Below are 1,135 nucleotides of genomic sequence, written 5' to 3'. Positions count from 1 at the left end.
AACGATCTGTGGGGTCAATGTCGCCGTTGGTCCGCATCGCTCGCCCACCAGCACATTTATCGGGACCCCAGAGGCGGAGGCTGTTCTGTCGGCTCCCCGCCCGACAATCTCGGGTTCCGTCTGGTGAAATCGGGGAAGTGGTACGACCCTCTCCTCAATGCGCTGCGCGAAAGAGGTATTATCGTGTAACACGACGCCGCAGGAGCCGCCGGGCTCTTCAAGCATCGGTCTTCATGCTGTAACCTGCGCCCAGCCATTGGGGAACATGCAGAGTGAAGATCGACAAGAGCCTGGTGCGGGAGTTAGCTCTGTTCGAGAAGATGAGCGACGAGAGCCTCGACAAGATACTGACGCACTCGCTCTCGCGGCGTGTCCCACCGGGAGAGGCGGTCTTCGAGCAAGGCGCCGCGGCGACGCATTTCTTCCTGCTTCTGCACGGACGCCTCAAGGTGACGCAGGTCACCGCCGACGGGCAGCAGATCATCGTGCGCGTCGTCCACCCGGGAGACCTGTTTGGCTTTGCAAGGGCCCTGCAGCGCTCGGACTACCCCGGCACCGCGATTGCGGCAGTCGACAGTGTCGCGCTCAGCTGGCCCACCCAGATGTGGCCGGACTTCATCGATCATCATCCCAGACTTGCCGTCTCTGCCATGCAAACCATCGGCCAACGCCTCGAAGAGGCACATACCCGTATCCGCGAGATGTCCACCGAGGAGGTCGAAAGACGCGTGGCGCATGCGGTGTTACGTCTGGCAAAGCAGGCCGGCAGGGCTGAAGCGAACGGCATCCGGATTGATTTTCCGATCACTCGCCAGGATATCGCTGAAATGACCGGTACGACCCTCCATACCGTCTCGCGGATACTGAGCGCCTGGGAAGGGAGAGGCATTGTCGAAGGCGGCAGGCAGAAGCTGCTTGTCCGCGACCTTGAAGCCCTTTCGGTGGTGGCAGAAACCCAAAAGCAATAGATCACGGATCGCCGCCGATTTGCGGAATCGCAAAGAGAGGATCGATGGGCAGGCTATGATGTCTTCAACAGAGCCAAGATGGCCTGTCTGAAGGAGCATCTCGATGACCAGAATGAAATCCGCTTTCGTTGCCGCCGCAATCCTCCTGGGGGCATGCGCTGCCCCCG

At 60.6% G+C, this 1,135-nt stretch carries 1 protein-coding gene; it reads left to right on the top strand.

Annotated features, from left to right (window positions below):
* The first annotated feature begins 272 nt into the window (after positions 1-272).
* Positions 273-968, top strand: a complete 696-nt coding sequence (locus EO99_RS0125380; RefSeq protein WP_029621327.1) for a Crp/Fnr family transcriptional regulator — start codon at positions 273-275, stop codon at positions 966-968.
* Positions 969-1,135 lie beyond the last annotated feature (167 nt).

Source organism: Pseudorhizobium marinum (genome assembly GCF_000705355.1).
Lineage (GTDB): Bacteria > Pseudomonadota > Alphaproteobacteria > Rhizobiales > Rhizobiaceae > Neorhizobium > Neorhizobium pelagicum.
This window is presented reverse-complemented; position numbering and strand designations above follow the sequence as displayed.